Below are 7,546 nucleotides of genomic sequence, written 5' to 3'. Positions count from 1 at the left end.
ATCCGCCGCTACATCATCTGGCGCAACAAGCATGCTGCCGACGACCGCCTCCGTGACGTGGTGAACAGGGCGAACGTTGCCTGATGCGGCACTAGATTCCGTGCATGGCCGAGATTCGGGGCTCGTATGATGATCTGTTCTCTGCGGTGCCCGGCGCGCTGGCCGCGTTGCTGGACGCTGGAGATGTGGGCGCCTCGGTGGCGGTCTTGGTGGACGGCGAGCCGGTGGTGGACGTCTGGGGCGGATTCGCCGACGCGGACCGCACGGTCCCGTGGCAGCGCGACACAATCGCAGGCGTGTGGTCCGTCACCAAGACGATGACCGCGTTGTGCGCCCTCATCCTGGCCGACCGCGGCGAGCTCGACTTGGCCGCGCCGGTCGCCCGGTACTGGCCGGAGTTCGCCGCGGCGGGCAAGGAAGGGGTGCTGGTACGGCACCTGCTTGCGCACACAGCGGGCCTGCCCGACTGGTCCAGGCCGGTAACGGCCGAGGATCTCTACGATTGGCCGACCGCCACGCGGCGGCTCGCCGCGCAGGCCGCGCAGTGGGAGCCGGGCACCGCAGCCGGATACCACTCGATTACCCAGGGTTTCCTCGTCGGCGAGGTCGTGCGCAGGGTCACCGGCCGCAGCCTGGGCGGGTTTCTCGCTGACGAGGTGACCGGGCCGCTGGGCGCGGACTTCCACATCGGGCTGTCCGCCGAGCACGACCACCGGGTCGCGCTGTCGGTCCCCCCGCCGTCGCGGGACGAGGAATACACCGCGAGCGCGCCCGGCAAAGCCGCAACTCCCGCCGCCGGTACCGGGATACGGGTCCGTGACGGGAACAGCGTGGCTTGGCGCCGCGCGGAGATTCCCGCGGCGAGCGGATTCGGCAATGCCCGCTCTGTCGCTCTCGTGCAGTCGGTGATGGCGTGCGGGGGAACAGTGCGTGGTGTGCGGCTGCTGTCGCAGGCGGGCTGCGATCGTGCGTGGGAGGAGCAGTTCCGCGGCGAGGACCGTGTCCTGGGCACGTCGATGCGCTACGGCATGGGCTACGGCCTGTTCGGCAGCACCTACGGCTGGGGTGGCTGGGGCGGCTCGATGGTCATGATCGAACCCGACGCCCGCATGGTGGTGGCGTACGTGACGAACCAGATGCTCGAGCCCGGGGACGACAACCGGGGGCTCGAGGTCGTGATGGCCGCCTACGACGGGCTCAAGGGTCTGCGCGCCTGACCCGCCTGTCGGGCGCGCATCAAGATCCTGTGACGGTCGCCGGCGGGCAGCCGCGGATCCGTCACGAGCGGCGCCAGGTGGTCGATCGTGTCAGGGGCGATCCGTTCTCAGGATGTGAGCCGGAGCATGGCGGACGCGTGCTGGGGGCGTGCCCGGTAGTGATCGGTTGCGGCGGCTATGTTGGTCCAGCCTGCTTGGCGCATGAGGCCGATGGCGAGATTGCGCAGGGTGGCCATGTCGCGGGGTGCGGTGCGGGTGAGTATGCGTGAGGCGTCCTCGCCGTAGGTGACGTCTCACGCATATGGTGCAGGGCGTCAACTGACGAGTGATCTTGGACGAGTTCGGCGAGTTGCGCGCTGGCCTGTTCGGGCGGAAGGCTGGTGACCGTGTGGACGGTCTTCGTCTCGCCCTTGCCGGTCTTGCGGTGGGTGCGGCGGCGCTGGATCTCCATGGCCTGGACGGCGTGCGGGAAGAGCAGGCCGGGCCGGACGGTGCAGACTTTCAGGCGGCGGACGGTCTGGCAGGCGTGGAGCGCGGCGGCGAGCAGGTGGACTGCTTCGCCGTCGGTGCGGGAGCCGCGCACGGTCTTGCCGTCGACGGCCAGGCCGACCAGCGTGTCGCCGGGTTCGTCGACCGGGTCGGCGGTGTACCGGGCGAGCCAGGCGCCCACGGCGTCGTCCAGAGCGTTGCCGTCCAGGCGGGCAAGGAGTCGTCCCAGCGTGGAGGCGTTCGGTGTGCTGGAAGTCAGTCCGAGTCGTACGCGCAGGCCGCAGTCGGTATCGGCGGCGAAGCGGGCGATGGCGGCCAGGGACGTGGCTCCACCGAGGACGGCGACCAGACACAGTGCGAGCAGGGAGCCCAGGAGGTAGTGGCGGCCCCGGACCGGCGGGGGTATCCGGCCCAAGCCCTCGGCCAGGGAGGTGAGCTGCGACGGTTCCGAATACGGGCAGGTGGAGTCGGTGTCCTTGCAGTGGCTCTGCAGGACACCCATCAGGGTCAAAGGCTTCGACAACCTTGATCATCGGGGGTCGCTGGCTGAGAACGCATCAGCCCTGACCAGCAGATGAGTGGGATCATCGCTGAAGGGTTTAACAACGGCTAACACAATGAGCTGAGTTGTCGGTGGGTGATCAGGCAGCAGGCGAGTTTGAGGAACGCTTCGTGGATGTCGGCTCGGCGTTCCCAGCGGATCCGCAGGCGCCGGAAGCCGTGCAGCCACGCGAAGCTTCTTTCGATCACCCAGCGGTACGTGCCCAGCCCGGTGCCATGGCGTGTTCCGCGGCGGGCAATGGCCGGCACGATGCCGCGGTCGCGGACCTGGTCGCGGTAGACGTCGTGGTCGTAGCCGCGGTCGGCGAACAGCGAGTCGGCCGCGGTCGGTCGGATTCGGTCCGGTCAGCTGCCCCCTTTGAGGGCCCGGACGCTGACGGAGTCGATCGGGCACCGCGACCAGTCCAGCCCGGGAACCTAGTTCGTCCAGGGCCAGGTGGTGGAGCGTGGCCCACACTCTTGCCTGGCTCCACTGGGTGAACCGGCGGAAGGGGGTCACGCCCGACAGGCCGAAGCCCGGCGGCGGTTGGTTCCAGGTGCAGCCCGAGGTGGCCACGAAGATGATCGCGGCCAGCGCCTCTCGGTCCCCTCGCCGCCGATGCGCTCCGCCCTGCGGGCGTTCCGGAGCCGGCGGGACCAGCCGCTGGGACAACTCCCACAGGTCTTCCGGCGCCAACCGTTCGACAGGCGGGGTAGTAGTTGTAGCACCAGTGGTAGGGCAGTCCCGCACTGATCGTGCGTTCCCAGGCCTCCTCGGTGGTCACCTGGTGGGCGGGCAGCCATTCGTCGACGACCCGGGCCGAGTTGTCGGTCGTACGGCGCCGCGCCTCCCGGTTGCGGCGGTCGGGGCTCTCCGCGGCCCGCATCCCGAGTAGGTTGGCGAACATCAGGGGGCCGTCTGTCTCCCTCCTGAGGGCGCGGACCTGTGGGGTGAACGCCTGGTACACCATCTTTGTCTTCCTTGGGCCGGTGCAGGTGCGGGCCCTGCCGAGCCAGGGCCAGTCGCCTCGTTCCGCGATGAAGGTCAGCAGGTCGAACGGCACCCGTTCACCGTCGACTTCACGGCTGCGCCGGACTTCGATATGCCGCTCGGGCGGCAGGCCGAGGGCCTGGCTGTGCTGTGCAGCGAGTTCGCTGGCACTCGGCCAGCAGACCCCGTCGACGGTGAGGGAGGGCCACTCCATCGGGACCAGACCTGTGTGGGCGGTCCAGACGCGGTCGGCGACACCGGCCTGACGGGCAGTGTCCATCGCGATGGCTCCGGCCACGGGCCCGTCCTTTCCGCCGGACAGGTTGATGACAATGCGGTGCCGACTCGCGGCGAACTCGACCGGATCGACGTACAAGGGGCTGGCATTCCACATGGATCCGTTCCTTCCAGGAATGGGTTGCTGGGCAGTCCCTGGCGGGACTGCCGGGGGAGCGCGCGGGCAGCGCGGCGGCGAGCCTTTTGACCTCGAGTTGTTCGGGGTCGGCCTGCTTGGGACAGGGCCGTCGACCGGGGAGGCCGAGCTTGATCTGCTCCCGATCGCGCCGGCTTCTGCCGAGCCGGAACACATAGCTGTGCTCCGCGTTGCCGTACGTTGCGGGCACCGACCGCGACCAAGGCCTCCCTGAGCCAGACCGCCGGGGTGCAGCCCGCCCGCGGCACGGGCGCTCCGAGCGCCAGAAGCTGGGCCTCGGCATACTCGTGGCCCTGCTCCTGACGGCGGATCTTCTGCGCCGCCCGGTCGGAAGCGCGCGAGTTCGCATAATCCTGGACGTTCATGGAGCGGAACCCGAGCGGGAGTCTCCCAAATTTGGGCTCTGGAGGGCCGAGTTCGGCGATCGTCTGCGCCGCTACGGCGCTATCCGGCTCCGAGTGGCGCTGTCCGAGGAGCGGGGACTATTGCCTTGTTCCTACACGGTCTCCGTGGGCGACCAGCGGGCGCTGACGTCCGCGCACGTCAGGCGTCGTCCTGACTGGCTCGCACGGTGAGGGGTTCTCGCAGCTCGGCACGGTGTCGTCCGACAATGCGCTCGACGGCTTCGGCGAGGTTGTGGAGCAGATGCCAGGCATCGGCTACTTGCCGGGCCTGCGGTGCACCGGCGTGGGCGCCATCGCGGAAAGGAGCCGGCGCGGTCGCGGCAGACGACGCTCACCTCGGGGTGTTCGCGAAGCCAGGCGGCGAAGGTGCGCGCGGTCCGGTCCGTGAGGACGTCGACGGGGCGGTGGGTGCCCATGTCGACAAGGATCGTCGCGTAGGTACGACCGCGGCGCACGGCGAACTCGTCGACACCCAGGCGTGGGACAGACTCCGGCGGCGGGAGGGGGCAATGCGCGAAGGAGACGGAGCAGCGTGTCCTTGCCGGTGGTGACTGCCAGGCGTCCACATAAGCTGGCTCCGGGACGTCCTCCCAGGAACAGGGCGATGTCGGTGAGCTGGGCGGTGAGGGCATTCGTGCGGCGTGCGTGTCGACGTGTCAGGTCCGGTCTCTCCTCGGCGAAGGTCCGACGCCTGCAACTGTCGTTGCAGCACACGAGACGACGGGCCCGCAGGTCCAGCCGCACCTGTCGGCCGGCGACGGGACGGTCCGCCAGACACCGCTGGTAGTAGCAGTGCACTCGCCAGGATCTCCATCCGCATCCCGGACAGGCGGCCGACACCGCCGTGGACCGCACGGCAAGACGGACCTCAGCGTCCCCAAGAACAACCTCTTCTACCTCGACTCCGACCCCGGGAAGAAGGAGGTCAGAGAGGCGAACCACATCCCCCACGCACAAATGAAGCCAGGACCGCGACTTCGTCGTCCTGGACCACTCCGCAGGGCCTCGGCGGTCAATTCGCCTGGCCCCGGCACAACGCGTGAAGGCCCGCCGACTTCGTCGGCGGGCCTTCACGACTATCGAGGCCAGATGTCCTCCGGGTTACCCAGATGCCGGTCGGCGGCGTAGGCAACGGAGCTCTGGCGGGTCACCGGATTCGAGCGGCCGTCGGGTTGTCACGGGTTGGGGAGTTTGTCGGGATGCAGACAATCCCAGGTTTTCGGGCCGATGATGCCGTCCGGGGTGGATCCGCACGCACGTTGGGCCCATAGGACGGCGTTGTAGGTGTCGTCACCGAAGATGCCGTCTTCTGCGATCACCCATACCCCATAGTAGTTGATCAGGCATTGTGCGTGCTTCACGGCGGGCCCGGTGGAGCCGTACGAGAGGGTCGGGTGGGGCCCGCTGTAGGGGCAGGCGCTTGCCGCGGCTGCCCCAACCGGTGCGGCGGCGGGAGAAGCGGTCGCCGGAGCGGCAGCGATTGATCCGACGCTGAGAACAAGTGCCGAGACGATCAGACCGGCACGTGTGGCTGATTTCATGAAAGCGGTCCTTCCATCCTGTCGGGTAATGCCTCTGCCTACGCGCACCGGTTGGTGGAGTTAAAGTCCGCGAAAGCGGCCTTGGTCTCCGGTCCGGCGACCCCGTCCACCCTGAGGTGGTAGAACTCGTAGTTCAGATACATCTGCAGGGACTTGATCGTGTCAGGGCCGACGACGCCATCCACCGTGAGTGGGCCGTCGTAGTACTCTCCCCTCCAGTTGAAATACCGCTGGGCAGCCTTCCAGCTGTCGGTGCCCAACTGCCCGTCGGTCGCGCCGGGGTCGAAACCCTCCTTGCGCAGGTGGCACTGCCAGTGCTTGGCCTGGGTCGTGGTCAGCCCCAGGTTGTTCACCGCGAGGACGGAGATCCCCTGGTGGCTCGTGGCGGGCCTGGCGGCCGGCTGGGATGCCGCGAAGACCGTACTTGCGCCCGTCAGGCTCCCGGCGGCCATCGCCACGACGGCAGCGGCACTGACGAGTGTCCTCGTCACAGCATTCGATCGCATGTGTTCCTCGGTTCCCTGAGATCGCGGATCGTGTGGTGTCGTTCTGTGGGGAGGTGGTGGCAGCGCGGTCAGTTGACCAGCGCCAGCCAAGTGTTCGGGCCGACGATGCCGTCGGGGGTGAGCTGGTTGCGGGTCTGGAAGGCAACCACGGCGTTTTGCGTGGCCGGTCCGAAGGCGCCGTCGACCGACAGGGTCGCGCCGTGGGCTGCCAGTTCGGCCTGCACTGCGCTGACGGCCGGGCCGTGGTCACCTTCCTTGACGGTGGTGATGAGGGCTCGCCAGGTGTTGGGGCCGACGATGCCGTCGGCGGTGAGCTGGTTGCGGGTCTGGAAGTTGACCACGGCGTCATGCGTGGCCGGTCCGTAGGAGCCGTCCACGGACAGTGCCGTGCCGTGGGCGTTGAGCAAGTACTGGACGGTGGTCACCTGGCGGCCGCTGTAGCCCTGCTGGGCGACCGGCCAAGCGCCGGCCGCCGGCGGCGGCGGGGGCGCGTAGGTGCCGTTGGCGGCGAGGTTCCGCAGGTCCTGCGCGGTGCCGTTGAAGACGTCCTGGTCACCGGGAAGGGGGCCGGAGTCGGCGGTCTGCCAGAAGGCGTACGTGGACCAGCCGTTGGGCAGGGGGTGAGGGGTGCCGGTCCAGCTGCCGATCCAGATCAGGTTGGTGGCGGCGAAGGCAGAGGAGTTGCCGGTGCACTGCGACCACCACGTCGTGTTGGTATTGATCACCGGGTGGCGGCCGGTCCGGCGCCGGTATTCTTTGTCGAACGAGGCGATCCAGTGGACCGTCGCACCGGGGCTGACCCCGTAGCAGGTAGGCAGGCCCGGCGTGGCTTCGATGTCCAGGACGCCGGGGAGGGTCTTGCCGTCGGGCTGCCAGGCGCCTCCGTGGTCGACGAAGAAGTCGGCCTGGGCGCTGCCGGAAGCCTTGTCCGGCCTGGCGAAGTGATAGGCGCCGCGGATCAGGCCGACTGCTGCCGCACCGTCGTACTGCTGGGAGAAGCGGGAACTGATGTAGGAGGCGCCCTCGGTCGCCTTGACGTAGGCGAAGGAGGCTCCGCCGGCAGCGACCGCGGCCCAGTCCACGGTCTCCTGGTAGGCGCTGACGTCGAGTCCTCGCACGGCAGCATCCGTAGCCTGTCGCGGCCGTGTTTCCTGGGCCGTCGCCGATGCCGCGACCGGGGCGACAAGCAGTGCCGCCGTGACGGTCACCGCGGTCAGCCCGCTGCGTACCCCCGCCCGCACGCGGCGTCTTGAGGAAACCCCCTCGAAATGGCGAGGAGTTCGGCGAAGAAGCGTCATTCATGGACTCCTTTCACTTGTTTCGCGTCCTGCCCTGCGTCTCTGACCACGGGCGCCGGCTCTATGGCGCCTCTGCGGCGGCGCCCTTCGCCCGCCCCAGTCCGCACGCTGAAGGCAACGGGCCGTT

General features: G+C 68.8%; 6 protein-coding genes and 2 pseudogenes. 2 read left to right on the top strand and 6 right to left on the bottom strand.

What is annotated here, in order from left to right; genetic code table 11:
• Both ACFYRY_RS40510 and ACFYRY_RS40505 read left to right on the top strand, forming a co-directional pair.
• Nucleotides 1-84, top strand: a pseudogene (locus tag ACFYRY_RS40510) (transposase); the annotation flags it as partial.
• 20 nt (nucleotides 85-104) lie between these two features.
• On the top strand, nucleotides 105-1,217 hold the full coding sequence (locus ACFYRY_RS40505) for a serine hydrolase domain-containing protein (RefSeq protein WP_389157798.1): 1,113 nt from the start codon (nucleotides 105-107) through the stop codon (nucleotides 1,215-1,217).
• Nucleotides 1,218-1,392: 175 nt separating this feature from the next.
• On the opposite strand, the gene ACFYRY_RS40500 is transcribed toward ACFYRY_RS40505, so the two are convergent.
• From ACFYRY_RS40500 to ACFYRY_RS40475, 6 genes and pseudogenes are all read right to left on the bottom strand, one after another.
• On the bottom strand, nucleotides 1,393-2,229 hold the full coding sequence (locus ACFYRY_RS40500; RefSeq protein ID WP_389157795.1) for a transposase family protein: 837 nt from the start codon (nucleotides 2,227-2,229) through the stop codon (nucleotides 1,393-1,395).
• An 86-nt stretch (nucleotides 2,230-2,315) separates the two neighbouring features.
• Nucleotides 2,316-2,943, bottom strand: a pseudogene (locus ACFYRY_RS40495) (transposase).
• Between the two features lie 1,223 nt (nucleotides 2,944-4,166).
• Nucleotides 4,167-4,706, bottom strand: coding sequence for a transposase (locus tag ACFYRY_RS40490; RefSeq protein WP_389157792.1), 540 nt, complete (start codon nucleotides 4,704-4,706; stop codon nucleotides 4,167-4,169).
• Between the two features lie 543 nt (nucleotides 4,707-5,249).
• Complete coding sequence (locus ACFYRY_RS40485; RefSeq protein WP_389157790.1) at nucleotides 5,250-5,615, bottom strand: peptidoglycan-binding protein; 366 nt, start codon at nucleotides 5,613-5,615, stop codon at nucleotides 5,250-5,252.
• A 38-nt stretch (nucleotides 5,616-5,653) separates the two neighbouring features.
• On the bottom strand, nucleotides 5,654-6,121 hold the full coding sequence (locus tag ACFYRY_RS40480) for a peptidoglycan-binding domain-containing protein (protein WP_389157787.1): 468 nt from the start codon (nucleotides 6,119-6,121) through the stop codon (nucleotides 5,654-5,656).
• Between the two features lie 68 nt (nucleotides 6,122-6,189).
• Nucleotides 6,190-7,239, bottom strand: coding sequence for a GH25 family lysozyme (locus tag ACFYRY_RS40475; RefSeq protein ID WP_389157784.1), 1,050 nt, complete (start codon nucleotides 7,237-7,239; stop codon nucleotides 6,190-6,192).
• Between the last annotated feature and the right edge of the window lie 307 nt (nucleotides 7,240-7,546).

It is taken from the genome of Streptomyces sp. NPDC005263 (assembly GCF_042872365.1).
Classification (GTDB): domain Bacteria; phylum Actinomycetota; class Actinomycetes; order Streptomycetales; family Streptomycetaceae; genus Streptomyces.
The sequence above is the reverse complement of the archived record's forward strand: the minus strand, read 5'-3'. Positions and strand labels throughout refer to the sequence as shown.

Coding starts and splice junctions, on each gene's coding strand:
- ACFYRY_RS40505 (WP_389157798.1), top strand. CDS start 105: ATGGCCGAGATTCGGGGCTCGTATGATGATCTGTTCTCTGCGGTGCCC.
- ACFYRY_RS40480 (WP_389157787.1), bottom strand. CDS start 6,121: ATGCGATCGAATGCTGTGACGAGGACACTCGTCAGTGCCGCTGCCGTC.
- ACFYRY_RS40485 (WP_389157790.1), bottom strand. CDS start 5,615: ATGAAATCAGCCACACGTGCCGGTCTGATCGTCTCGGCACTTGTTCTC.
- ACFYRY_RS40490 (WP_389157792.1), bottom strand. CDS start 4,706: ATGCCCTCACCGCCCAGCTCACCGACATCGCCCTGTTCCTGGGAGGAC.